Below are 23384 nucleotides of genomic sequence, written 5' to 3' on the forward strand. Positions count from 1 at the left end.
ATGGAAATTAAAGAATTTAAGGTAGACAAAATTAAGGATCCGTTTGGCATTTTGAGCGGTCAGCGTTACGAGTTTTTACTGAATGTTGAGGTCGACGAGGAGGACGAGCTGTTCACACCGAGTGGACTGTATGTCCGCGTTGTATACGCTGCGGCAGCAGAAGGCAGCGATAGCCGCATCGTTACGCATGAAATCCGCGAGCGTGGCACAGATAAGGTACTTGATTTTGAGCTGGAAGAGGAAGAGTTGGCCGAGTTCGCGGCGTTCTGCAGTGCACATGTTGCGGAATCGGACAAGAAGTAAGGCATTCCTTAGTTAGTTGAACCCGAATCCTTTTAATCCCTCTTCGTAAGCAAAAGGAGGAAGCTGCGTGCAGCCATTTACGGCGCGAATTGTTGATGCTGTGCGTTCCATACCGGAAGGTCGCTTGATGACCTACGGCTCTGTTGCGGAGATGGCCGGCAATCGGCGGGCGGCCCGCCAAGTCGTTCGCGTGCTGCATAGCATGGGCGAATCGCAAGGACTTCCCTGGCATCGTGTTATTAACAGCGAGCGGCGCATCAGCTTGCCAGGTGAGCTTGGAGAGCTGCAGCTTGCTTTGTTAGCTGCGGAAGGCGTAGAGCCGGGCCTTGGCGGCCGCTTTGAAGCGAAGCTGATGGTGGAGGCGCAACTGGAGCTGGAAGGCTCGATTGGCGCATTCAGGGACGAAGGGGCAAGCGAAGACGAATGATTTTTGCAGGAATGCATCGGAAGATCATTCAAACATTGATTGACGATAAACAGCGCTTTCGATTCGGACTTGATCATTAGTCTGAATCGAAACCGCTGCTTTTTTGTGAGGATGAAAAAAGCGTCGTAACTCCCGGGAATCGGAGTTGCGACGCTCTTAAGATTATAATGGCGAATAGGACGAAAAGTTGCTTCTAGATGCGGTTTGACCATCAACTTGATGGTAATTATATAATAGAACAACTGTATACCGAGTGCTATGAAATCTGTCAGCCGACAGGCTGTGCAGATTGTCTCGAGGAGCTGCGGCTGAGCAGGACGAGTACGGTCCAGATGAGCAGGAAGCCAACTATTTGCCCGGCGGTTAGTGCTTGATCGAAGACAATCCAGTTAATCAATACTCCGACGGCTGGAAAGGCTAATTCGGCGAGCGTAGCCAGAGAAGCTTTGGTCGACGACAACCCTTTGTAGTACAGCAGCATGCTGAGTAAACCAGGTATGAATGCCTGGAACAGCAGGTTCACGAGCAGAATTACGGCGGCGTCTCCACCGCCAAGAGGTTTCCAGCTGTCACCGGCGGCAAGCACGATTACACCTAACAGCGGAATCGCCAGCATGAATCGCAGGGCGGTGACGTGGTGGAAGCTCATCTGCTTCGACAGCAAATATTTGCCCATGACGGTGGAGCCTCCCCAAAGTGCAGCAGCGGCGATGGACAATAGGCAGCCGAACGTGGCGAGTTCATGCAGGCCGAGAGCGGGTGACGAGAAACCGAATGTGAGCAAATACGTTCCAGCCAGAGCGAGCAGCAGGAATACCGAGAAGCGCTGCGGCAAAGCTTCCTTGAGAATAAAGCGAGCCAGCAAAATTGCGAACAGTGGCTGCAGCTTTTGCAAAAGTAATACGGCATTAAAGTTGCCATAGCTGAAAGCGGCGGTAAACATAACAGTGGCCAGTGCAGAACCACCCCATGAGATGAACAGCAGGGCGCCCACAACGCCAAGCGTCAGCTTGCCAGCCAACTGATTGCGGTAATGAATAAGGACAGGTACGGAATACAGCGCGAGCAGTAAATGCTCAACAAAAACGATCTGCGCCGAGCTAAATTGCTCCAGCAGAAGGATGCGGAACAGTGGATCAACGCCCCAAAGCGTAGCTCCGAGCGCGACATACCAAATGCCTCGCCCGCGAGAAAGAATTCCACTGCGGTCGGAACCAAGCGGACTGGATACAGTTGCGGTGTTACCCAATTCAAAAACCCCCATGAAACGGAATTTGAATTGAACCTCGATTAGAAGCAACAAACCCCTGCCAAAGAGAGCTCTGGCAGGGGCATGAAGAACCTACCTGCCGCCAAATAGGCGCCAAGTAGGTTAAACCTTCTCTCATCCGGACTATACCGTCGGCCTTGGACTTACACCAAGTCAGTCCCGCTTCCACAAGGGAAACGGGAGTCGCGGGCTTCGACGCGTAGCGCCGTCACCGCCGGTAGGGAATTTCACCCTGCCCCGAAGGTTCAGATTCAGTTAGATTGCATTGTAGCATATCCGACAGAGGTCGACAAGAAAAGTTCATGGATGACTGCCTCATTGCCCCTTTAAGAGGGGTATAATGGGATAGGATATGTACATGATCAAGGAGGAAGAATGGCATTGAAAAAAAGTGGATTATTTTTGCTAGCCGTACTTATGTTCATCGTTGCAGGATGCTCATCAAGCACCGGGGGGCTTGATGAATCTGCCATCGAGGCTAAGGTTGTAAGCGAGCCGGCTGCTGTGGCAGGCACTCCGGTTAAGCTGATGACTACGGTTGAAGGCATTGAAGCGCTTGAAGATGCCCGAATCGTTTTTGACATTCGCGAAGAGACGGAAGAACAATTGCCAACGCTGCTGGAGTCGACTAGCCCGGCAGACAAGCAGTACGAAGCGACACATACCTTCCCGTCGCCGGGCAAGTATATCATTTATGTTCATGTCTATTCTGGCGATGACATTCACATCATTAAGCGGAACGAGTTCCAGGTTAACTAATTGATGTCTAAAAAGCCGTTTGTCCACAGCGATTTGCTGCGGGCAGACGGCTTTTTTTAATAGGCTGAATGAAGGATCAAAACTTTAAAAAGTCCTTGGTGTTTACATGTTTAATCTGATTTATAACGACCGAGTTTGAGTTCCCTTGGTTCGTCAACATCTCATATAGCCCTTGTGGAACAAGCATTAGAGATTCATCATCTCGGAAGTCAGATATTTTTTTCCACGTAGCTGTAAAGGTTTTGTCTCCTTCATTGCCCCTTATCGTCGCTTGCTTATATGCAGCCTTATCAATAAATTTTCCTTCGTAAATAAAATCAAATTCATGTCCAATATCACCATAATAAGGGAAAATAAGTTCAATTATTCCTAACAGTTTAACCTCGTTTATATCCAGGTTTATTTCTTCCTTCACTTCTCGAATGACGGCAGATTTACTATCCTCGCCATATTCATAGGTTGGAAAGATGCATACCGAAGACTGGAATTCGAGATATAATCAGGAAATGTATAAATGACATGTTTGTAATGGATTGGAACGGGAGGCGTATGTAGATGAAGGTTGTTTGGCTCGAGGACGAGCAAGAGCTGCTGGAAGAGGGCAGTCGATTCCTACATAGCCAAGGTTGTGAGGTGGCGGGAGCTCATAGCGCGGAAGAAGCGCCGGAAATGATTGAACAGGTGAAGCCGGATTTACTACTTGTGGACTGGACGCTGGCTGGAGTGCAGACCGGGCTTGATCTTTGCAAGCGTAATGAAAAAGAATGGCAGCTGCCGCTGCTTATGGTAACTGCAAGGGGAGATGAGTTTGATCGCGTGCTCGCGCTGGAACTGGGGGCTGATGATTATATTCAAAAGCCGTTCAGCTTGCGCGAGCTGCATGCGCGCATGAGGGCGGTGCTTCGCCGCAGCGGGCGAGCATCAGGACGAAATGATGGCCCGGAGGTGTCGGACACCGCAAATTCAAGGGAGGAACTGCGTCGCGGGCGACTCTGTATTTTACCTTCGCAGCATTTGGCGCTGCTTGACAACCAGCCGCTGGAATTGACACGCACGGAATTTGCGCTGCTTTATAGGCTGGCCTATCGTCCAGGCCGAGTTTTCACGCGGGCTCATTTGCTTGAGGAAGCGCTTGGCGACGCCTTTGCCGGTTTTGAGCGCACAATCGACAGTCATATCCGCAATCTCCGCCGCAAGCTCGGCGATGATCCGGCAGCTCCGACTTATGTGCTGACTATATATGGAGTTGGCTACAAGTTTAATCCGCACATCGGTGAAGAGGAATGAACTCATCTAATGGAGCGAGCTTTCACTATTTAAAAAAATCCATATTAATTGCGCTGGCATTCGGTGTATTTATGACCGGGTTAATTATGGCCATGTTTGTACGGTCTTCCGACGGCAGCGAGCATGCGGAGCGGTTAGCTCTATATTGGAGTCGCTATGTGAGTCTTACCCTGGATTCAGGAGCAAGTCCGAAACAGCTGGAAAATCAACTGAAAGAGGATGCTGCTGTTTTTCCAGTCGAAGGGGGCTTTCGGCTTATTGTTCAGAACAGTACTGGCGAAACAATCGCGTCCTATTCCGGGTTGAAAAAGCAAATGCGACCGCTGCATCAGGCAAGTAAGCCGTATTTGTTCGGCGGAACGCTTGGCGGCAATGTTGTCATCGAGTCAACCAGCGCGACGGCGCCTGCGATATGGCCCCGCGCCTTGGTAGTGGGAGGGGCAGCGGTTCTGTTTACTAGTTTAGGAATGTGGCTAGAGCAACGATCCCATCGGCGGCGGTTTGCCTACTGGAGCGGGCGGGCAGCACAGCTGTCTCAGCAGCCGGATTCCCGGCAGACGGAGAGCAGAATTAACACTACATCCGACGAGGATGCAAGTGAAGGAGCTGCGGTTGCGGTAGGAGTCGGAAATGGAGCAATAGCAACTGAATTAATCTCGCTGCCCCCCGAGGAGAAACAGCTTGCCGCCGGGCTGGATGAAGCAGAAGCGCTGATCAGGCAGCTGCAGACAGCGCGCAAAACGATGGTCGCCGAAGTCGCCCATGAGCTGCGCACGCCGCTCGCGGTCATTCGCGCGGCGCTCGACAACGCGCTGTACGAGAGCCAGCCGCTGCCCCCGGAGCGCCTTGCCTCGCTGTCGGAGCAGGTTGGCTCAATGAGCCGGCTCGTTCAGGATCTGCAGGATCTGACGCTGTCTGAAAGCGGCAGCTTGCGGCTGGAGAAGGCCTGGTTCCAGCCTGCGGTCGCTGCGACAGCCATTTTGGAGCTGCTGGAGCCTGAGGCGGAGGAGAAGGGGATTTCTATTACCGCAGTGTTGGACGAGGAAGCAAGACTGTTTGGAGATGAGAATCGCATTTCCCAACTGCTGTTGAATCTGCTTGGTAACGCCTTGCGCCATGCGCGGAGCCGAGTTGAGCTGAGTGTCCGGGTGAACGGCACGATGCTGGACATTAGTATACAGGATGACGGCTGGGGGTTGGAGGCGGAAGAGGCCGAGCAGCTGTTCCAGCGCTATTATCGCAAGCGCACTTATGCCGACGGCAGTCCCGCGCCACGAGGAGTTGGTCTGGGACTTGCGGTCGTCAAAGGCATTGCCGAAGCCCATGGCGGCACAGCAGCGGTATCCAGCCGCTTTGGCGAAGGAGCTTTATTTACGGTGAATCTGCCGCTTTTTCGCGAATAAGGACAATCTGCACAACTTCTGCACATTGTCTCGATGGGGACTTCACAGCATCCTGCTAATCTGGTGGCATACCTGCATATGGCACAGAGAGGGGAGACGTCGGCATGCTGAAGGCGCAACAGATAAGTAAAACCTATGGTACTGGAAATGAAGCGGCGCGTGCACTGCGCGAGATTGGTTTGGAGCTTGGCAAGGGGGAAATGGTAGCTGTCACCGGACCGTCCGGCTGCGGCAAAACGACACTGCTGCATGTGCTAGCTGGCCTGGAGACGGCCGACAGCGGCAGCATCTGGCTCGGTGACGATGCGTTGCATGGGCTGAAGGAGAAGGAGCTTGCAGAGGTGAGGTTAAGGCGGATGGGCTTTGTGTTTCAGTCCTATCACCTGGTGCCTGTGCTGAGCGCAGAGGAAAATATCCAGCTGCCGCTGCTGGCAGCGGGGCTGAGCCGCAAGGAAGCAACGGAACGATCGCAGGAAATGTTAGAGCTCGTTGGCTTAAGTGACAAGCGGAAGGCTTACCCGTCTCAGTTGTCCGGGGGACAGAACCAACGTGTCGCCATTGCGAGAGCAGTCGCCGGTCGGCCCGACATTCTGTTTGCGGACGAGCCGACGGGAGCGCTCGATTCCGGGACAGCAGAGCAGATTATGGGGTTGCTGGAGCTGATGAACCGGCAGTATGGCATGACGCTGCTGCTCGTGACGCATGATGAGCGGCAAGCTGCACGCATGCAGCGTCAGATTCGCATGTTCAACGGACGAATCGTTGAAGATGGAGGTACGGCGGGATGCTGAGGAACAGCCTCGCTTGGCGGATGGGCGCTCTTTATTTGAGGCGACAACGGCGGCAGACGCTGCTGAGCATGCTGGCTGGTGCAATCGGCGCGATGCTAATTACGATGTCGCTCTTTCATTACGGCTCGGTGAAAACGAGCGGTGATGGATGGATCAAGGCCCATTTTGGCCCGGTTGATTGGGAGCTTGTCCCCTCCAAAACCGGAACGTTTACGGATGCAGAAATTAGTCAAATAACGAATCCGAAGTTTTCGCTGCCATATCGGTATTTGCCGGTGGTATCGGCTCCAGGTACGCTATTTGCTTCTGACAAGCTGGATGCGGATGGAGCTTCATTGCAGCAAGTTAATCTGCTTGGATTCGATTTCGCGGCGGCGGCAAGTTTTGATCCGTCCTCTGCCGCTTTCTGGCGTTCGCCGCTGAAGCAGGGTGAGGCCATTTTGGACCAGGGAGCGGCACAGCTCTTAGGGCTGAAAAAGGGCGATGCCGTTTATGCAGCGGACAGCGAGGGCAAACGTCATGGCTTTATATTAAGAGAAGTGCCGCCTGCGGCAGGCCTGTCGGGCTACCGTGGCGACGGCGCCAGGCTGAGTGGTACGCTGCTGCTTCATCCGGACGACGCTCGCTTGCTGACGGGAATTGGAGTGGGGCAGTCAAGTAGGGTTTTAGTTACGCGGATGCAGCCTGCAGATAGTGTGATGGGGATGAGTTTCAACGAAAAAACGCCACAATTGGCTGAAATCAAGCCTATTAAGTATAACGCTCTCAATCAAGCCAATAGCAAATTCGTTGTTGTTATTTTAGCGATCAGCTTAACGGCGGTTTTTTCAAGCGCTTTTTTGCTGCGGCAAATTGTGTTGATGTTTGCGGAATCCCGCTCAGAGCTGTACGGTGTGCTGCGTGCAATCGGCTTGAGCCGCAAGCAGATCCGCAGTCTGTTCCGCGCCGAAGCTCTGCTGCTCGGCCTGCTCTCGGGAGCGGTCGGCATCGCGGTCGGGCTTGCCGGAGGCTATGCGCTTGTGCGGCTGATCTACGGCACGGCCAGCGGCCGCGAGGTCTCGGGAACCGGAATCCCTGTGGAGCCGAGTGTGCCGCTTCCGGTCCTTATCGGAGTCGTACTGCTCGTACTGGCTTATCAGCTGCTGCTTGTGCTGCTGGCTAGCCGCAAGGCCGGCGCGGGCAGCATCGTGGATCTCATGCGAGGCAGTATATGGGAAAGCGGATCCCGTCAGGCTCGCCTAAGAGCAGCTTCCGGCAAAGGGCTGCTGATCGCACTGATTGCAGCCGCTGTGCTGGGGCTGCATCTATATCATGCCTTTGCCTGGCAGCCGAAGGAGTTGGGTGGGCCCGTTGTGTTGCAATTGCTGCTTGCATGGCTGGCCTCTTCGGCAGCGATTGTGTTTTTACTGCAACTGCTGTTAACGGCAATCGGCAAGCTGCTCGGTCCAAAAGCAGGCATTGCCGGCCTGCTGGCGCTTCGTTACACCGGACAACGGCCTGGACGCAGTTTTACCGTCATGCTGCTGTTCGCCGTTGCCATGATGACGATAACGTTCACCTCGAGCATGTCAGAACTAATTGTAGGAAATATGGAGCCGAAGCGAAATGTACAGACGATGCTTGGTTATGGAGGATTTGTGCCGTATGAGTCCGAAAGGGAGAAAAAAGCTGTTCTCGATCTGCTCGTTAAGGATGAGATGTTGCGCAAAACGGTACGCGGGCATGTTGATGTCAAGCAGGTTATGGTGGCCCCCCAACTGACAGCGGGCTCAAGTCGTACGGGGCTGTCATTTGTGCCAGTTACCGAAGAGTTGGTCACGGGAGGAAGCTGGGCGCTCACCGATCGGGCTGCGGAGTTCGCAAGCGATCAAGAAGCATGGGAGAAGGTAATGTCAGATCCGACCTATATCGTTCTCCCCCTTTTGTACAAGGACTTTGGGACGGAGTATTCATCCAGCTACTGGCTACCTGAGAAGCAGTATAAACTCGGAGAGCAGATTGAACTGGGCTTTTTCCTCAAAGATCTTATTTCACTCGAAGATAAACCCGATCTGACGCTTTCCTTCACGATCGCCGGGTTTGCTGCAGCGAATACGGCATCCAATGTCTCGACTCAATATGTGTACTCCACAACCTATATTCATCCGGAAATTTGGCGTCAACTGATGGAGTATCATAAACCTTGGCCTAATCAAACTCATCAAGGCTTACTGTTGCTTGATCTTGATTATTCGAATCTTAGCCAAGATGAGCAGATTGTCTCCAGACTTGTAGCCGGGGGAGCCAATCAAGCGATAATCCCGTATCTCGACAACTGGAAGGCTCATGCGGCAAATAGCCGTTTTGTCGACGGCTTTATTGCTTTTACGGCGCTCTCGGCGGTCATCGGCCTGCTCGGCCTGGCGGTTCTGCAGAAGCGCTCCATCCATGAACGCCAGCGCGAAATAGCGATGCTCCGCAGCTCGGGCATTCCGTCGCGGCATCTGTTTGCCGCCTTCACCATAGAAGGCAGCTTACTTGGCAGCCTTGGTCTGATTGCTGGTGGGGCAGTCGGCTTGACCGGAGCGCATGCCTTCATCCGCATCATGCAAAGTGATCTGCAGCCATGGGAGAAAGTTGTACAAGTAGACTACAACTGGATTCTTTTAATCGGAGTCATGCTCGTACTGATGGGCTTAGCCTTTTTATTCCAGCTTGGTCCTTCGCGCGGTGCGCTCAAAGGCTCCGCTGTGGAGGCGCTTAGAGGGGCGGAGCAGTAAACCGATCTAGAAACAGAAAGCCTCCGCTTCCCAAGCAGGGAATACGGAGGCTTTTACCTCTCTTAACTTAAGAAAAACTTCAGACATCGTTAAAGCTTTTGTTGCTTTTTGTCTGGTAAAATATAACTATATCTAAAAAGGACATTTTCCGGATACATTTCGCGGCTATAATCCGTCTATGTGAAGTTGGCACGAAAGGAAGAGGAAGATGAAAACCAAATGTTCCACAGACAAGCTCCTTAGGCTGCGCGAGATGGAGCAGGACTGTTACTCTGCTTGCCACTACTTGTTGCAAAATGAAGAGCTAGCAGTTACAGCAGCGCAGCAGGCGTTAACCGAACTTTTCCGCAGCGAAAGCAGCTTGAATCCGGAAATCGTTAAAGCAAGCGCAATCCGGCATTCACTGATGCTGCTTGCCGAGTCACGCTCCGCCGCCGTGTGTGCGCTCGTTTAGGGAGGCAACCTCGGCTGCGGCTGTAGGCAGCCTCTTTTTACGCAGTGCGGCATACCATTTGCTGCCATATTCCGATACGAGTACTCCGGTCAGCACAAGTGCCGCCCCCGCATACCCTTGCGATTTCAACAGCTCGCCAGCGAGTAAGAAGCCGAACAGCGCTGCGAATACCGGCTCCATCGTGAAGATCAGACCCACCCTAGAAGGCGTAGTATGCTTCTGAGCTGCGGGCTGTGCAATATAACAGAAGGCTGTGCCGATAACAGAAAGAGCAAGCAAAGCTGCCCAACCATCGCTTGTAGCTGGCAATGTAGCCTGACCCGCCATGGTGGCGAACAGCAGTCCATAACCTCCGGCAAAGGCAAGCTGCAGCACGCCAAGATTGATGGAATCAACGGATTTGGCTGCTTTGGACGTGAACAGTACATACGTCGCATTTAGCAGTGCGGCCAGTATGCAGAGCAGATCGCCCGGCTGCATACTGAGCGGAATTTTCAGCGTCATAAGGCCGATGCCAGCAATAGCGAATGCGATGCCGGCTTTGAGCTGCGGTTTCATTCGTTGGCGAAGAAATAGGGCAGATAGAATCGGTACAAAAATGACGGTCAAGCTGATGAGGAAGCTCGCATTGGCTGTTGTGGTCGTTTTCAGACCGAAAGTGACAGATATACCGATTGCGAACAACAAACCTCCCTGCAAGGCCGCATACTTGACGGTTTTCCAGGTTGCCTTTCTAAGTCTTGGAAATAGGAACACGGCACTGACCAAAAAGGCAAATCCGAATCGCAGCCCGATCAGCATAAATTCATTAACCGCCCCTAACGCAACCTTCAACAGCAAGTACGATGCTCCCCAACAAAGCGTAACCGCGAGCAGCACCCATTCCGATTTTTTCATGTTAATCCTGTCTCCTAATTTCAGCTTGAACCTTCATCCCTGGTAAAGTATACTAATGCGCGAAGCATAAGGGAATTGAATGTTTCTCATTCATAACATGAGGATTATGCATGTATCGAGGAGGGGTCGCAGACGATGAGTTTGTTCAAATACGAAGTGTTTAGCACGGTCGTAGAGCTAGGTAGTTTGACTCGTGCCGGTGATACACTCGGCCTAACTCAATCCGGGGTGAGCCATGCGATCAGCAGCTTGGAAAAGGAATTCGGAATTGCGCTGCTGACGCGCAGCCGATCCGGCATTCGGCTGACCGAAAGCGGCGAACGGCTGCTTCGCCCGATCAGAGAGCTCTTGGCCTCGCAAGAGCAGCTGACTCAGGAGATCGCCCTGATCAAAGGGCTGCAGGCCGGTACCGTTCGGCTCGGCACGTTCACGAGCGTGTCCGTTCATTGGCTGCCTGCGATGATTAAAGCTTTTGATCGCGACTTTCCTGGAATAGAAATTAAGCTGATCGAGGGCGATTACAGTGACATCGAAGAGGGCATATCCGATGGAAGCATGGACCTGGGCTTTCTGTCGCTGCCTGCGCGAGAAGGGCTGGATACGCTTGCGCTCAAGAAGGATCGTATGTTATGCGTGCTTCCTGCGGAGCATCCGCTGGCGGGGGAGCGCCGGTTGTCCTTGAGCCAGCTTGAAGATGAAGTATTTATCATTCCAAAGGAAGGCTCCGACTACGATGTGAGGCGCATTCTTGAAGAGGCTATCCGCAGGCCGCGGATCAAGTATGAGACGCATGACGATTACGCCATTATCGCTATGGTGGAGCATGGGCTTGGCATAAGCATTTTGCCGGAGCTGGTGCTGCGTGGGAGAGACCACCGGGCGGCAATTGTGGATCTGGAGGACGGTCGTTATCGTACACTTGCCATCGCTGCAGCCTCGTTTAAGCTGCTGTCGCCCGCGGCGCGCAAGTTCATGAGTTATATCAAGCAATTTGTAGGCGAAATGGACAACTGACCCGTCATTATGTACGCCGATCCTGGATGGACCGGCGGATTGGGACGCCTGGCCGACTGCCGGCACGTATCCCCCAACGGCAGGACACGTTAGAAACCACTTGCCGTGCAGAAAGTGAGAGCAGCATCACAATGAGCTAGGAACTAAGCCCGGTACATAAACTCAACCGGAGCTGAATCAGCTCTTAAGCATCGTATACAGCCGCTGAATAATGAGCGCTTCCGCCCACAGCGGCAATGGCGTATCGGGCTGTTTCCGCCAGATTGGATCGCTTAACAGACCTTGGGTATAAAGCCATTCAATCGCTTGTATTTTGTAATCCGGCGTTCCAGCCGGGTAATCCGGTGTCAGGGCCATCGCTGTTGCCACTCCTTCCGCTATTGCTATCGCCAGTTTCTGGCGAACGTCTGAATTGTTGAGTAGTGCCGCATCAATGGCATTATCGACGAACAGATTTTCCAGCAGCACCGAGGGCATGTTCGTCTCCCTAAGCACGGCGAAATTGGCTTCTTTTTTGCCTCTGTCCTTCACGCCGAGAGGGCCGAGGGCCTTCATAATTGAGGCATGGACCGTATCCTGGTTCTTTCCGGCAGGCCCGCTTCGTGTTCCTGGATACACATAGGATTCGAATCCTTCTCCTCCGGCAGCATTGTGATGTAGAGCTACAAAATAGGCCGCTCCCCAGCCGTTAGCCATAGTTGCTCGGTCGCTCAGTGGGACAAAAACATCCGCGCTGCGCGTCAGCCGAACGTCGACTGCGTAGCGAGATCGGAGCACGGAGGCTGTCCGCAGCGTCAAATCCAACACGCTATCCTTCTCTACGATGCCGGAGCCCTTAGCTCCAGGGTCCGTCCCGCCATGACCGGCGTCTAGGACGACGATCGGAAGCACCGGTTGATTGCTGCCTGGATTCGGTGGTGCAGCTGCAGCCATTGCTTCATAAAGGCGGATGATCTTCTGACCGTAAGTCTCGCCTGCGGCGAGCGCAGTTTGCAGCGAAACATATTTGCTGCGGTCATAACCAGGAACAGCCCAGCGGCCGGCGAGATCTTCCCATGCGGGGGCGATTCCTCTTTGCACGAGAGAGAAGCGCGGGTCAACAACGACTTCACCAGCTGGCAGCGAAGCCTTGGAAGCGTAGGCGTATAGATGTTGAATTTGCGCTTTGACCCCAACCTCCACACTAACAAAGCTAGAGCCTGGATTGCTTCCACCCGTCGCACCGATTCCTGCAAAGTTGTTCTGCTGGGGCTTCACACTGCCTCCAAAGCGGAACCAGTTTGTCTCGTGTATTGATTGACAGAGCGCGATGTCGCCTCGCAGGCCGTAGCGGCTGCTAATGATCCAGAATTGCCGCGCAATCTCAGGATTAAACGCAGGATTGACCTTTTGGACATAACTCGTCATCACGTCCGCTTGGATGATCGGTTTGCCTATGATTGGCGTTATGACGGCTGCCATTTTTTTCACTCCTTTACGATTGGGATATAATAGAGGTTGTTCAAAAAGGCCACCATTGATCACGATGTAAACCAGGAAGTGAACTCGACATCGAATCTTGTATTCACCTTCGAAGTCCGGTGCTCATGTAGGTTTGCCTACATTCCGCTCCTCCTTCTTCTGATTCATACAACCTTCTCGGTGCTAAATGGTGACCTTTTTGAACTTGCACTAATAGAATATTCCGAGCAGGGACAAGAAGTTCGGGCCCGTACAGTCAACGATAAGGATGCCAAAAAGAACGTCGATATGCAAATGTAAGCTGACGCCAGCGGGGCTTTCGAGTAGGAGAAGTTGCGCTCAATACAAAAAAGCCCCATAAATAGGGGCTTGGTGATGAGGCCTGGTATGAGCCATAGTTACTCTACACGTTCATAGAACTTTTTCCATTCCTTGTCGCCTCGGTGGATGAGGTCGGCGATAGTACGCTCGATGACTGTATTTACGGCAGAGCGGAAAAAGTCCGACTCTTCCCGAATTGCTGTTTCGACCTCGCCCTTGGACTTCTCGCCATTGATGCTGCGTGCGCCAATCTCAAGGCGATGCATTTCCACATGTTCATCGAGCAGATCCAGCAAATGATCAAATGCAATGAGGACGGATTCTCGACCTTGAAGCTTGCCTTGATGATCTAGTTCCTGTTTGAAGCGCTCTAGAGGTTTACGCATTTCCGCCACTCCTTTAGAAGTAAATGTTTTAGTATCTAATTATAATTACATAAAGGACAAGCAGGATGCAAGTACATTTTTATGCTGCTTCCTCGAGGTTGAAACGGGGTATGTAGTGATATTGAAATGGTCTAAGGAGAAATCATATGCGGATAAACTCTTTTGAACCGATTAATCGCCGGGAGCGGCGAAAAGTCATTGCCCTTACAGGGGCAAGTGGATATATTGGGAGCCATCTGCTGAAGCGACTTGAAGAAGATGCGGATATCATCGCGATCTCCCGAAATACGGACGCCAGCAAAAACTGCAGCCAAGTTGAGTGGAGAAGCTGCGATTTTTTCTCGCAGGAGCAAGCCCTTGAGGCGCTGCGCGGGGCCGATATCGCCTTTTATCTGATTCACTCCATGCTGCCCTCGGCCAAGCTGACCCAAGGCAGCTTCGAGGATATGGATGCGATATTGGCTGCGCATTTTGCTCGTGCCGCTGCACAGAATGGCATCCGGCAAATTATTTATCTCAGCGGCATGATTCCTGCTGGTCTGCCTGAAAACGATCTGTCTCGCCATCTTCGCAGCCGCCTGGAAGTGGAGCGCATACTTGGCTCTTTCGGTGTGCCAGTCACTACTATCCGCGCTGGATTGATCGTCGGGCCAGAAGGCTCTTCCTATCCGATCCTCTCCAAGCTGGTGCGCAGGCTGCCGATCATGGTCATGCCAAGCTGGACGAGAACGAAGACCCATCCAGTCGCGCTGACTGATGTGCTGGATGCGTTAACCGCCAGTATTGGGCGCGCGGAAGTTATGGGTCGTTTCATAGATGTCGGGGGACCTGACATAATGAGCTATGGGCAGCTCCTGCGGGAAACGGGCGAGTTGATGGGGCTGAAGCGCATCATGATTCCATTTCCTTTTCCAACGATTAAGCTATCCCGCTTGTGGATCTCGCTCATCACCGGCGCACCGAAGGCGATTTCCTATCCGCTTGTGGAAAGTCTTGCTCATCCGATGGTTGCGAGTAAAGAGAATGAAGTAGATGGTATCAGTAAAGGGAGCATCAGCTATCGGGAGGCCGCTAAACAGGCTCTGGAGCAGGAGATGAAGAAACAGAAGGCTCAAGCTCATTCAAGTCAATCTCCATTGGCTCAAGAGCAAGCCGACTCATCTCCCAATAGCGAACCGGCCATCTCAAAAAAGCTGAAAGCTCTCAAATCCGATGTGCGATCGGTTCAACGCTTCACATTACCGCCTGGCAAAAATGCAGACTGGGCCGGCAAACATTATGTCAATTGGCTTTCTAATGCATTTAAGCCCTTCATTTATGCCGAGCACGCGGAAAATGAAATCATTCGCATTCGGGTAAGGCCGCTGCGCAAGCCGGTGCTTGAGCTGAGTTATGCTCGGGAGCTTAGCTCGGCCCATCGTTCGGTTTATCGGATTACCGGCGGATGTTTTGCTTTGACCGCAGAGGCCCCTGATGGACGGCTGGAATTCACGCAGCTCCCGGAATCTCAGGACTGCCTCGCTGCCATTCATGATTATATGCCGGCTTTGCCTTGGCTCCTGTATAAGTACGGTCAGGCAAAGATTCATCTGATCGTTATGTACGCTTACGGAAGACGGCTAAAGAGGCTTGCATCTAATCGGCCTATGAAGTCAAAATAGAAGAGAGGATGACACTTTGACAAAGGGGGGGGATGGAATGTTAATTGTTTGGATTGCGGCGGCAACAGCAGTAATAATTGCGCTGATCATCCTGTTCACGAGTCGGGGACGAACCTCTGCTGCGGCTAAAAATTTGAAGGTTGTGAAGCTGAAAACTGCCCGCAGCATTAGGGACAAACAAGCGGCAAAGGCAGCCCGAGGCAAGCAACAGCCATGCTCCCTATGTCGGAAGCTCTCGTCTCGACTTGGTTTTTTTACGGATGAGAACGGAAGGATATTAGGAGTATGCCATGATTGCAAGCCAAAGATAAAGAATAGGCAACTGGATCAACTGTAGTTAAGCGATGCCAGCAAAATCCCCCGAACCGACTTACCAACTGGCTCGGGGATGAAGGAACTACCAAGCTTAGAGGGCCGCTATAGCGACAAGTACCCATCCCGCGAGAAAAGCCAAACCGCCGAGCGGCGTGACCGCTCCTAACTTGCGGATTCCGGTAAGGCTAAGCGCATAGAGGCTGCCAGAGAACAGAATGATTCCTACGGCAAACAGCCATACAGCCGTATTTAGCAGCGAGGAAGGTTGCACTCCTGCGGCAGCTCCTACAGCGATCATTGCTACCCCATGAATCAAATGATAGAGGACGCCGGTCCCGTAGTTTTTGCCGGCATCTCCGGCCAGCTTTTCCTTTAGCGCGTGGGCGCCGAAAGCCCCAATCGCAACAGCTAAAAACATAAAGATAGCTCCAAGCACAAGAGCTGTTTGCATGTTCGTACACGCTCCTTCCTTTTCGTATGCTAGCCAATTCGCCAGCTCTCGTCAACCGTGTTCACTACATAATGATGGAAATTGCAGCCCATGCTTTAATTCGCTAGGATGAAGATAATGGAAAACCTATATTGCGGAAGGAATGGTCACGATGAGAGCACTTCTAAATATCGACTATACGAATGATTTTATCGCGGAGAATGGAGCTCTTACATGCGGAGAGCCCGGTCAGCTCATCGAGGATGAGGTTGTGCGCCTGACCCGCGAGTTTGCGGAGGCTGGCGACTGGGTTGTGTTCGCAGTAGATGTTCATGAGCCAGGCGATCGTTATCATCCGGAAACAGAGCTTTTCCCGCCTCATAACTTACGCGGCACTTCTGGACGCGAGCTGTACGGCAAGCTGGGTGAGTTGTATGAAACAATTAAGGGATTTCCGAACGTACTGTACCGGGACAAAACCCGATATTCAGCTTTTGCCGGAACGGATCTGGACTTAAGATTGCGGGAGCGAGGGGTAAGGGAGCTGCATCTCGTTGGTGATTGCACTGATATTTGCATTCTCCATACCGCTGTTGACGGTTATAACCTCGGCTACAAGCTGGTCATTTACGAGAACGCCGTAGCCAGCTTCAATCAGGCTGGGCATGAATGGGCGCTGCAGCATTTCAAAAATTGCTTAGGAGCAGATATTCGCTAAATTCGCAATAATTTCCAGTTGTTTCCGTTGTCGAAACGGAATGTTTGAGGTACCATGACCTCATGTCTACATTTATCCAGGAATGGCGCGAGCAGTTAGGCGGTTACAGCCGTAATATTAGGCTCTTTTTCATTTTCAATTTGTTGTGGAATATCGGACTTGGCATGTATAGCCTAATCTACAATTTATATATCAAAGCTCTAGGTCACGCGCCAACGATGGTAGGAGATATCGTTGGCGCTACTGCGCTTGCAGCGGCTTTGGTGCTCATTCCAGCGGGACTTGCGAATGACCGCTTTGGCCCCAAGCGAATGGTCAGTATCGGCACGGCTGCTGTCATTGCGGTATTAGCGGCTAGAGCATGGGCGACAGGCGGTAGCAGCCTGACGATGCTTGCTTTTGCGGGAGGCATGGCACAGGCTATCGTATCCGCTACGATCATGCCTTTTATGGCCAATAACTCGTCGCCAAGGCAAAGGATTCATCTGTTCAGCTTCAATATGGCACTCGTTATGGCAGCAAATGTGGCAGGCAATCTAGGTGGAGGTATCATCAGCGATTTGCTGCACAGCTCGTTTGGCCTAAGTGAAGTATCCAGCCTGCGGGTAACGCTGCTGATTGGCGTCGCGATTGCAGCGGCGGGGCTTTATCCCGTACTTAAATTCCGTAATGATGATGGAGCTTTGACGGGCGATTATGATTCCGGCGCTGGAGGAGAGAGTGACGGTGCCAAGCTCAGCCTGCGTGCCAAGTTTTCTAAGCATCGCTCCTCCTACATAGCGATAGCGGCCTTTACATTGCTCAGCTTACTCTCGTCGATGGCGGGGGGCATGGTCGTGCCTTATTTAAATGTGTATTTTGAAGATCGCTTCCAAGCATCTAATTCAAGCATCGGACTCGTCGTCGCGATGGGCCAAGGTGCAACGGCGATAGCATTCCTGCTGGGACCTGCGATTGCACAGAAGATGGGTGAAGTGCGGGCGGTTGTATGGCTGCAGCTCGCTTCGATTCCGTTTTTGGTGCTCACCGCTTATACGAATCAGTTCTGGTTGGCAAGCGCAGGATATCTATTCCGGCAGGCGCTTATGAATGCCGCCAATCCTTTTTATAGCACGATCAAAATGAGGTATGTGGATCGCTCGCTGAGGGGGCTGGCGGCAAGCTCCGGGGAGGCGATGTTTAACCTTGGCTGGTTTATTGCGGCGCCGATTAGCACAGGCCTTGTTGCCACATATGGGGCCTATCATGGGTACGCGAGCGCCTTTAGTGTTACGGCAGTTATCTACACATTGATTGCCTTATTGTTTGGTTACTTCTTCATGAAGGATCGTTTCAAGCCAGTAGAGGAAGAGGACGAGAGCGTCCGATCACGATAAAAAAAGGCCGGCCAGCAGCCGAAATAGAGGCTGCTGGCCGCTTTTTTGGCCTTTAAAATTGTAAGGATAATTATGTAAACCTATAATTAATATGATTAAACATTTGGTGAAAAGGCGGGCCGAACCCGCCACAACCCGACCGAAAAATCAACTAATCGAAGCCCCATTGAGCTATGCTTTGCCGCCCTTTTCCTCCGTATAAAACTTCCCTTTAAAATTCCCAGTCGTTCTAAGAAATACCTTGACCTTCAACGAAGCAATCGAGCTTTCATCAAGGAAAAAAGAGCTGTTGCTCGTAAGCTCCCGAAAAATCCGTGGATACCGGCGATAAAGCTCAAGCTGCAGCCGGTAGCAGTCGGTATGCTTGGAGAGGGCAGACTTATACGTGTTCATGACTTCTTGCTCAATGACGGAAGCAGCCATCGTCTGAAGCTCTTGGACGGACTTCTGCTGGATCAACTCTCCTAAATAACCGCCAGTCTTGATGGTGATGTCATAACGGGGAACACCTCGCTCCATACGTAGCTTGATGTTGAACTTTGGGTGTCCTAGCATTAGAACGGCAGCTGACTTTCCGTTTGCAATCAATTGAACCGGTGTTACATCAAGTTTGCTGTCACGCCAGCGCATTCCTTTTAGAGGCAACATATGCATATGACTCTGGAGATCATATCCGTTGAAAAAGTAGGCTCCTCGAATGATGAACATAGGTTTAATTGTTTTATCTTCATACCAGGTGTCGCGGTTAATGCCGATTTCCGGGAGCATGCCTGAGCCACCCGGCTCATTCAGGTAAGCATAAGCTTCATTGGCGTTCATAGGCAGAATATAAGCTTTTTGGGTATTCATTTGCACGGCGGTAAAAATCATCGTATCAAGCGGCGACAGGTTGAAAAGCGATTTTTGGATTAGAATATCCTCAAGCTTCTCTTCCGTGCCGTAAAACAAAACGGTATATCTGGCTTGACTGTCTCGAATCAGCGCAGAGTTCAAGCCTGCTAAGCCCTGTCTCATCACGTTTTTCGTGACTACGACGGCTTTGACATGTCCCCAAAATAGCCTCGATTGAGCGGTCGCATTAGTTTCAGCGATTGCTCCAGATATCGTTTCACCTTGGCCTCGACCAATCCAAATAGGGACCGCTTTGCCGAGTTCAACTGCTTCGCTCCGAGCAACGTTCGAAAAATTTAAAACCTGTACATAAGCCTGGTACAAGCCATCTTGATAATCCAGGCCAATCGCGGTAACGTATGCCATCGACTGGACGTCCCTTGAGTTGGCACAACCCTGGATGGAGACATAAGTTAGAACTACAACAACGAGCATCAGCAGTCTTTTCAAGAATTGTCCCCTCCATCTTTATGGTCTTTGTCCTTATTCGGGCCAACGGTGCTTGAGGGGCGCCGACTCAGATAAGCCCATGGCACGCGGAGGTACGATGCCAGCACATCCTTAGGTAAAAGGGGGGACAACGGAGTTAAATAGCTGACACCGAACGATTGCAGTCTTGACATATAGGCGACGAGTAACACCATTCCTAGAATGACCCCGTACAGGCCGAAGAAGGAGGCGGCTAAAAAGAAAAAGAATCGAAAAATACTTACGACCGTGCTCAGCACCTGATTGACGAGTGTAACGCCTGAAACCGCAGTAATCGCTCCAACGACGACCACGGATGGGGAGACAAGACCTGCGCGGATCGCCGCGTCCCCGATAATGAGACCGCCGATTGAAGTCAGCGTCTGGCCGATCGGGTTCGGCAAGCGAACCCCGGCTTCTTTGAAAATTTCTAAGAGCAGAAGCAGGAGCAGCATTTCCATTTGTGCCGAAAAAGGAATTCCTAGTCGGGAAATGGATATAGTGGCCATCAATCGGAACGGAATCTGATCTTGATGGAAGGCCATTAGAGCAATCCATATCGCCGGCAGAAAGATCGACAGAAACAAGCTTATAATGCGGATCATCCTAGCGAATGACACATAAGAGAAATTGAAATGGACATCCTCCGGCGATTTCATAATAAAAGAGAGGGAGGCTGGAGCGATGATAACCATTGGATTGCCGTCTACAATAAGGGTAAAACGTCCTGCTAGCAGGCTGGAAATGACAAAGTCCGGTCTTCCAGTGAAATCGACGAGAGGCAGTATTTTGAATCGGCTTTGAAGAAGCAGTGACTCTAGCTGATTCACCGAATAGAGACCATCAATATCGATCTCATTCATTCTCCTGCGAACAGTTTCCAGCGGCTTCGGATCAGCAATATCTTCAATGTAAAGCAACGAAACGCGAGTGCGCGTCCGTTTGCCAACAGTGAAGTTCTCGATATGCAGCGAGCTTGTGCGCATCCGTTTGCGAACAAGGGCAATATTCGTATCAATGTCCTCAATAAAACAGTCGCGAGGACCATTAATCGAGATTTCTGTACTGGACTCATTGGGTGTCCGCCTAGGTGGATTGCATATATTAAGGGTAGCAAGCAGCCCGTCCTGCACGAAAAAGAGAAGCAAGATACCGGAATAAATGCTTTCTTCCAGCTCCACTTGGGAAGGATTGCGCGGAAAGCCCTCTATCGTCAGCGAGTCGGATAGACTGAGCAGTGGACGGGAAAAGCTGCCGCGCTGCTCGAAATGACTAGCCAGCTCGGGTAGAACAAGTCGGTTAATCATCATCGTGTCGCATAGACCGACGGCATAGATGAGTACAACTTCTTTTTCGCCTTCCATGCCGAAAAAAGAACTTTTGACGACTACATCAGCCGAATGTTGGAACAGCTTCAGCAGCTCTTGGCGCGTCCAAGTTTTAGCTTGTCCCTCCAGCGGAACTGGTTGGTCCTGCTGTTTGCCCGGGCTGCGCGCTGGCTTCTTCTCCTGATCCTCCTGAGTTGCCTGCAACTGAGGCCTCGGCGGATCTTCCGTTTGTTTCGTCTTGGTTGTCTCTGTTGTCTGCTCGGTTGGTGGACTTTCTTTGCGACTGTTGACTTGGCCCACCTGCGGATTGTTGCCCTTCATGCTGGATCCTCCTCCCCGGTTTGATGGCGATGGCTACCCCGAACCAAACGAGGGACAGCGGCAAAATAGCGGCCAAAACAGCGGGCATGTAGTAACGGTACATCAGCACGTAAATCTCATACTCATTCACAGGAAGCAGAGTAGCGATGCCGAAGCAAACTAGCAGAGCCAGGATGAACAGCTTGCGCTGCTTCATGGTGCGGAACGGGAAGTTGTCAGAGAGAATGATGACGGCTAGCGTCACCCGAATTGAAGCACCAGAGAGCCATTGGAAAATTGAGAAAAAATCAAGATGCTCAATATATTGCCCGATCCGCAGCAGTCTCCACTGCTCATAGGGCGAAGTCATCTGATTGGCTGCTTCCAGCGGGCCAAACTCCGTAATGGCTCCAATAATGGGACCACACATAATAATGACGGAGAAGAGTGAGTAAGAGAACATATGCCAGGCTTTGATTGATCCGCGGATGTGATGCTGTAGCATAATAATAATAATCAGCTCGGAATAGGCAGCGCCTGCGTAGATCATTCCTTGCAGGACGGGTCCCCAGCCATGCTCCAAGATTGGACGCAGTAAAGTCATGTCCTTGATCGGGCTATTGGAAGCTCCGACGAGAATACCGAGGGCAATAACAATCGGCAATAACACGCCAGAGGCAATAGCGACCGCTCTTAATCCAGACCAGGCGAGAAAAAGGCAAATGAGCAGCAGCAATAGACCTAATTGAAGCGAATTGCTTGCCGGCAAATAGTTGGTAATATGCCAGCTGACCGTTTGAGCAACGGTCTCCATGGCTGTCAAAAAAAGCAGCAGCAAGACGGGGGCGACAAGCAGCCAGGATAGTACCGGGTGGGTATGCTCGGCCAGCCATTCCCGCCAATGCTGCTGTCCGCTGCGCTTCATAATGCTCCAGATCATCATGCTCCAGCCGATAAAAAAGATTCCTGCTGTCAGGGCTGTAATCCAGGCATCCCTTCCCGAGGCATCCAGAAGCATCGGATTGACGATGACATGGCATGCGAGCCCATTGGACAGCATGAGGATCAGGAAAGTTTGGAACACATTCATGACTCTGCCATTCAATGAACAATCACCCACTTTCTGAATCATGCGGGTTTAGTATGGGCGTACCCATTTTTTTCTATTCGAGAGATTGGTGGATGGGGTGGTCAAGCTTGTCTCAGAGGCAGTATAGAAGCGTCTTGTCCCACTGAGACAGCCGATTGTGTTATAGTGGTAGCATAGTTGAAGCAGGAGGACCTCATTATGCATAAGAACAAAACGAACTACTCGAAACCTAAAGTCAATCGTCCCAACATCAGCCAGTATACCGTCAAAGAGCCGACGGAGCTGCTGCTTTTTTTATTACATAAACATTCCAAGCTCGGTCGGAACTCCGTTAAAGCTTTATTAGCTCGCGGACAAGTAAGTGTCAATGACCGGGTCGTGACGGAATACAATTGTCCCCTTGAGCCTGGACAAACGGTAACCATCCGCAAGGACAAGGTTGTTGAAGAGCCGCCGATCGTGGGGTTAACTATCCTGCATGAGGATGAAGATATCATCGTTATTCAGAAGGAAGCTGGTTTACTGTCGATCGCTTCTCCCAAAGAGAATGAAATGACAGCCTACCGGCAGCTAACGGCTCATGTTCGAATTAAAGATCCTGGAAGCAGGATTTTTGTCGTTCATCGTCTGGATCGCGATACTTCCGGTGTAATGATGTTCGCCAAGAGCGAGCGGGTTCAGCAATTGCTTCAAAACTCCTGGCAGGACACCGTTAAGGAGCGGACATACGTTGCGTTGGTTGAAGGAAAGGTTAAAAAAGCGGAAGGTACCATTTCTTCTTGGTTGAAAGAAACCAGCACACTAAAAATGTATTCCAGTCATCACCCTAATGACGGCCTCCACGCTGTGACCCATTACAAAACCATTCAATCCAATAGTAACTTTACCTTACTGGGCGTTGAGCTCGAAACAGGTCGCAAAAATCAAATCCGCGTCCACATGCAAGACTTGGGGCATCCCATTGTTGGGGATAAAAAATATGGTTCGAAGTCCAATGTAATTAGACGAATGGGGCTCCACGCTCGAGTGTTAGCTTTTATGCATCCGGCCAACGGTGAACTCTTGCGTTTCGAATCAGACATCCCAAAGTCGTTTCTTAGCCCGTTTAGACCGCCTTCTCCTAGATCAAATTAATGTTGTCGAGGAGCCATATTTCTTGCAGTCTGCAACCTGATATGTTCCTGTACGGCATCCTCGTACATCATACGACCCATCGTGTACAAGACATGAGGATGCCCCTATTCAGTACATTTCGCTTTCTGTCGATCTGATCAA

The 23384-nt window shown here is 51.5% G+C and carries 23 protein-coding genes and 1 riboswitch; of the genes, 14 read left to right on the top strand and 9 right to left on the bottom strand.

Annotated elements, in window-relative coordinates; translation table 11 throughout:
- On the top strand, positions 1–303 hold the full coding sequence (locus tag CGZ75_RS05730; protein WP_089523279.1) for a DUF6509 family protein: 303 nt from the start codon (positions 1–3) through the stop codon (positions 301–303).
- Between the two features lie 67 nt (positions 304–370).
- Complete coding sequence (locus tag CGZ75_RS05735) at positions 371–730, top strand: MGMT family protein (protein ID WP_089523280.1); 360 nt, start codon at positions 371–373, stop codon at positions 728–730.
- A 268-nt stretch (positions 731–998) separates the two neighbouring features.
- On the opposite strand, the gene CGZ75_RS05740 is transcribed toward CGZ75_RS05735, so the two are convergent.
- Positions 999–1979, bottom strand: coding sequence for a DMT family transporter (locus CGZ75_RS05740; RefSeq protein ID WP_245850715.1), 981 nt, complete (start codon positions 1977–1979; stop codon positions 999–1001).
- Between the two features lie 123 nt (positions 1980–2102).
- Positions 2103–2249: riboswitch (FMN riboswitch) on the bottom strand.
- Between the two features lie 126 nt (positions 2250–2375).
- Between CGZ75_RS05740 and CGZ75_RS05745 the strand changes: the two genes are divergently transcribed.
- A complete protein-coding gene (locus CGZ75_RS05745; protein ID WP_089523281.1) occupies positions 2376–2759 on the top strand; it encodes a hypothetical protein in 384 nt (127 codons plus the stop codon).
- Positions 2760–2835: 76 nt separating this feature from the next.
- Here CGZ75_RS05745 and CGZ75_RS05750 read toward each other — a convergent pair whose 3' ends face one another.
- Positions 2836–3228, bottom strand: a complete 393-nt coding sequence (locus CGZ75_RS05750; protein ID WP_089523282.1) for an NUDIX domain-containing protein — start codon at positions 3226–3228, stop codon at positions 2836–2838.
- A gap of 86 nt (positions 3229–3314) precedes the next feature.
- On the opposite strand from CGZ75_RS05750, the gene CGZ75_RS05755 reads away from it, so the two are divergent.
- The 5 genes from CGZ75_RS05755 to CGZ75_RS05775 all read left to right on the top strand — a co-directional run bounded on the left by CGZ75_RS05755 (position 3315) and on the right by CGZ75_RS05775 (position 9453).
- Positions 3315–4046 carry a response regulator transcription factor gene (locus CGZ75_RS05755; protein ID WP_089523283.1) on the top strand — a complete coding sequence of 244 codons (732 nt, stop codon included), beginning with the start codon at positions 3315–3317 and terminating at the stop codon, positions 4044–4046.
- Positions 4043–5449 (top strand): sensor histidine kinase, encoded by a 1407-nt coding sequence (locus CGZ75_RS05760; protein ID WP_089523284.1) that lies wholly within the window; start codon positions 4043–4045, stop codon positions 5447–5449. The genes CGZ75_RS05755 and CGZ75_RS05760 overlap by 4 nt, the downstream gene beginning before the upstream one ends.
- A gap of 104 nt (positions 5450–5553) precedes the next feature.
- Entirely contained in the window at positions 5554–6240 is a 687-nt protein-coding gene (locus tag CGZ75_RS05765) for an ABC transporter ATP-binding protein (protein WP_089523285.1), read from the top strand.
- Entirely contained in the window at positions 6234–8999 is a 2766-nt protein-coding gene (locus tag CGZ75_RS05770) for an FtsX-like permease family protein (protein ID WP_089523286.1), read from the top strand. Before CGZ75_RS05765 ends, CGZ75_RS05770 begins: the two co-directional genes overlap by 7 nt.
- A gap of 208 nt (positions 9000–9207) precedes the next feature.
- Positions 9208–9453: a hypothetical protein gene (locus tag CGZ75_RS05775; protein ID WP_089523287.1), complete on the top strand. Its 246-nt coding sequence runs from the start codon at positions 9208–9210 to the stop codon at positions 9451–9453.
- On the opposite strand, the gene CGZ75_RS05780 is transcribed toward CGZ75_RS05775, so the two are convergent.
- On the bottom strand, positions 9421–10350 hold the full coding sequence (locus tag CGZ75_RS05780; RefSeq protein WP_245850716.1) for a DMT family transporter: 930 nt from the start codon (positions 10348–10350) through the stop codon (positions 9421–9423). The genes CGZ75_RS05775 and CGZ75_RS05780 overlap by 33 nt on opposite strands.
- 135 nt (positions 10351–10485) lie before the next feature.
- Here CGZ75_RS05780 and CGZ75_RS05785 point away from each other — a divergent pair, with 135 nt between their 5' ends.
- The gene (locus tag CGZ75_RS05785) at positions 10486–11364 is read left to right on the top strand and encodes a LysR family transcriptional regulator (protein WP_089523289.1); all 879 of its coding nucleotides are present in this window, start codon (positions 10486–10488) and stop codon (positions 11362–11364) included.
- 177 nt (positions 11365–11541) lie between these two features.
- Here the strand turns inward: CGZ75_RS05785 and CGZ75_RS05790 are convergent, their stop codons facing one another.
- On the bottom strand, positions 11542–12825 hold the full coding sequence (locus CGZ75_RS05790; protein ID WP_089523290.1) for an N-acetylmuramoyl-L-alanine amidase: 1284 nt from the start codon (positions 12823–12825) through the stop codon (positions 11542–11544).
- A gap of 398 nt (positions 12826–13223) precedes the next feature.
- On the bottom strand, positions 13224–13532 hold the full coding sequence (locus tag CGZ75_RS05800; protein ID WP_089523292.1) for a hypothetical protein: 309 nt from the start codon (positions 13530–13532) through the stop codon (positions 13224–13226).
- A gap of 146 nt (positions 13533–13678) precedes the next feature.
- On the opposite strand from CGZ75_RS05800, the gene CGZ75_RS05805 reads away from it, so the two are divergent.
- Entirely contained in the window at positions 13679–15193 is a 1515-nt protein-coding gene (locus CGZ75_RS05805) for an NAD(P)H-binding protein (RefSeq protein WP_089523293.1), read from the top strand.
- A gap of 37 nt (positions 15194–15230) precedes the next feature.
- Positions 15231–15530: a hypothetical protein gene (locus CGZ75_RS05810; protein WP_089523294.1), complete on the top strand. Its 300-nt coding sequence runs from the start codon at positions 15231–15233 to the stop codon at positions 15528–15530.
- 69 nt (positions 15531–15599) lie between these two features.
- Here the strand turns inward: CGZ75_RS05810 and CGZ75_RS05815 are convergent, their stop codons facing one another.
- Positions 15600–15959 (bottom strand): DUF423 domain-containing protein, encoded by a 360-nt coding sequence (locus tag CGZ75_RS05815; protein ID WP_089523295.1) that lies wholly within the window; start codon positions 15957–15959, stop codon positions 15600–15602.
- A 142-nt stretch (positions 15960–16101) separates the two neighbouring features.
- Between CGZ75_RS05815 and CGZ75_RS05820 the strand changes: the two genes are divergently transcribed.
- Both CGZ75_RS05820 and CGZ75_RS05825 read left to right on the top strand, forming a co-directional pair.
- Positions 16102–16656 carry a cysteine hydrolase family protein gene (locus CGZ75_RS05820; RefSeq protein WP_089523296.1) on the top strand — a complete coding sequence of 185 codons (555 nt, stop codon included), beginning with the start codon at positions 16102–16104 and terminating at the stop codon, positions 16654–16656.
- 62 nt (positions 16657–16718) lie between these two features.
- Entirely contained in the window at positions 16719–18032 is a 1314-nt protein-coding gene (locus CGZ75_RS05825) for an MFS transporter (RefSeq protein ID WP_089523297.1), read from the top strand.
- Positions 18033–18203: 171 nt separating this feature from the next.
- Here the strand turns inward: CGZ75_RS05825 and CGZ75_RS05830 are convergent, their stop codons facing one another.
- The 3 genes from CGZ75_RS05830 to CGZ75_RS25720 are packed head-to-tail and all read right to left on the bottom strand — an operon-like array spanning position 18204 to position 22124.
- On the bottom strand, positions 18204–19373 hold the full coding sequence (locus tag CGZ75_RS05830) for a Ger(x)C family spore germination protein (protein WP_089523298.1): 1170 nt from the start codon (positions 19371–19373) through the stop codon (positions 18204–18206).
- The gene (locus tag CGZ75_RS05835; protein WP_245850811.1) at positions 19370–20923 is read right to left on the bottom strand and encodes a spore germination protein; all 1554 of its coding nucleotides are present in this window, start codon (positions 20921–20923) and stop codon (positions 19370–19372) included. Before CGZ75_RS05835 ends, CGZ75_RS05830 begins: the two co-directional genes overlap by 4 nt.
- Entirely contained in the window at positions 20832–22124 is a 1293-nt protein-coding gene (locus CGZ75_RS25720) for an endospore germination permease (RefSeq protein ID WP_245850717.1), read from the bottom strand. The genes CGZ75_RS05835 and CGZ75_RS25720 overlap by 92 nt, the downstream gene beginning before the upstream one ends.
- Before the next feature lie 183 nt (positions 22125–22307).
- Here CGZ75_RS25720 and CGZ75_RS05845 point away from each other — a divergent pair, with 183 nt between their 5' ends.
- Positions 22308–23243 carry an RluA family pseudouridine synthase gene (locus CGZ75_RS05845; RefSeq protein ID WP_089523300.1) on the top strand — a complete coding sequence of 312 codons (936 nt, stop codon included), beginning with the start codon at positions 22308–22310 and terminating at the stop codon, positions 23241–23243.
- Positions 23244–23384: the final 141 nt, after the last annotated feature.

It is taken from the genome of Paenibacillus herberti (genome assembly GCF_002233675.1).
Classification (GTDB): Bacteria; Bacillota; Bacilli; order Paenibacillales; family Paenibacillaceae; genus Paenibacillus_O; species Paenibacillus_O herberti.

Coding starts and splice junctions, on each gene's coding strand:
- CGZ75_RS05730 (WP_089523279.1), top strand. CDS start 1: ATGGAAATTAAAGAATTTAAGGTAGACAAAATTAAGGATCCGTTTGGC.
- CGZ75_RS05765 (WP_089523285.1), top strand. CDS start 5,554: ATGCTGAAGGCGCAACAGATAAGTAAAACCTATGGTACTGGAAATGAA.
- CGZ75_RS05825 (WP_089523297.1), top strand. CDS start 16,719: ATGTCTACATTTATCCAGGAATGGCGCGAGCAGTTAGGCGGTTACAGC.
- CGZ75_RS05845 (WP_089523300.1), top strand. CDS start 22,308: ATGCATAAGAACAAAACGAACTACTCGAAACCTAAAGTCAATCGTCCC.
- CGZ75_RS05785 (WP_089523289.1), top strand. CDS start 10,486: ATGAGTTTGTTCAAATACGAAGTGTTTAGCACGGTCGTAGAGCTAGGT.
- CGZ75_RS05805 (WP_089523293.1), top strand. CDS start 13,679: ATGCGGATAAACTCTTTTGAACCGATTAATCGCCGGGAGCGGCGAAAA.
- CGZ75_RS05775 (WP_089523287.1), top strand. CDS start 9,208: ATGAAAACCAAATGTTCCACAGACAAGCTCCTTAGGCTGCGCGAGATG.
- CGZ75_RS05745 (WP_089523281.1), top strand. CDS start 2,376: ATGGCATTGAAAAAAAGTGGATTATTTTTGCTAGCCGTACTTATGTTC.
- CGZ75_RS05755 (WP_089523283.1), top strand. CDS start 3,315: ATGAAGGTTGTTTGGCTCGAGGACGAGCAAGAGCTGCTGGAAGAGGGC.
- CGZ75_RS05790 (WP_089523290.1), bottom strand. CDS start 12,825: ATGGCAGCCGTCATAACGCCAATCATAGGCAAACCGATCATCCAAGCG.
- CGZ75_RS05800 (WP_089523292.1), bottom strand. CDS start 13,532: ATGCGTAAACCTCTAGAGCGCTTCAAACAGGAACTAGATCATCAAGGC.
- CGZ75_RS05780 (WP_245850716.1), bottom strand. CDS start 10,350: ATGAAAAAATCGGAATGGGTGCTGCTCGCGGTTACGCTTTGTTGGGGA.
- CGZ75_RS05810 (WP_089523294.1), top strand. CDS start 15,231: ATGTTAATTGTTTGGATTGCGGCGGCAACAGCAGTAATAATTGCGCTG.
- CGZ75_RS05760 (WP_089523284.1), top strand. CDS start 4,043: ATGAACTCATCTAATGGAGCGAGCTTTCACTATTTAAAAAAATCCATA.
- CGZ75_RS05770 (WP_089523286.1), top strand. CDS start 6,234: ATGCTGAGGAACAGCCTCGCTTGGCGGATGGGCGCTCTTTATTTGAGG.
- CGZ75_RS05820 (WP_089523296.1), top strand. CDS start 16,102: ATGGTCACGATGAGAGCACTTCTAAATATCGACTATACGAATGATTTT.
- CGZ75_RS05815 (WP_089523295.1), bottom strand. CDS start 15,959: ATGCAAACAGCTCTTGTGCTTGGAGCTATCTTTATGTTTTTAGCTGTT.